Source organism: Cryobacterium sp. MLB-32 (assembly GCF_000738085.1).
Classification (GTDB): Bacteria; Actinomycetota; Actinomycetes; order Actinomycetales; family Microbacteriaceae; genus Cryobacterium.
Genome location: NZ_JPRS01000561.1, coordinates 1 through 721, shown reverse-complemented (window position 1 = coordinate 721; position 721 = coordinate 1). Strand labels below are relative to the sequence as shown.

Annotated in this window: 1 protein-coding gene; it reads right to left on the bottom strand. The window is 60.9% G+C overall.

What is annotated here, in order from left to right:
- Positions 1 to 643, bottom strand: a 643-nt coding sequence (locus tag JF66_RS19960) for an APC family permease (protein WP_035880631.1), incomplete at its 3' end; no start/stop codon positions are given.
- Between the last annotated feature and the right edge of the window lie 78 nt (positions 644 to 721).

Here is a 721-nt window from a genome sequence, read left to right as displayed (position 1 = left end):
AGTTTCCGTCACCCTCAACGCCCATGCTGGTGAAGAACACCCCGAAATCATTGTGTCGTTGGAAGATCAACAGGTAGAGTCCGACACCGATCACACCGACCAGTTCGGCCGCGAGACCGATTTGGGCCACCCTGCCCAGGGTCTTCGTTCCGGTGAAGTTGAGAACGAGAGCGAAGACGAGCAATGCCACGGTGAGCCCGAGGGTAATTTCCTTGGTGATGGCCAACCCGAACAGGTTGGCAAAGAATCCACTGCCGTACTCGGCGATCGCCGTGATCGACACGATCATGGCCCAGATGTAGATCCACGCGGCCATCCAGGCGTAGCGCCGGCCCCACAGGCGCCGCGTCCACGGATAGATCCCGCCGTGGATGGGGTATTGGGAGACAACCTCACTGAAGACGAGGGACACGAGCAGCTGACCGGCCGCCACAATGATGAGCCAGAAGATCGAGGGCGGTCCCCCGGTGCTCAGAGCCAGCGCGAAGAGCGAGTAGATGCCCACGAGCGGGGACAGGTACGTGAAGCCAAGGGCGAAGGTGGCCCAGAGACTCATGGAGCGGTGGAAGGAATCCTCATAGCCCAGCGCGTTGAGGTGCTCGGTATCGCCGAGCGGCGTGGAGACGGTTCGTTCGTCGGGCATCGTTGCCTTTCAGTTCTGTGCTCAACGCACCCGAGCGATTGGGGGTACGCGCACAGCAATACGACATCTTAGGCACCC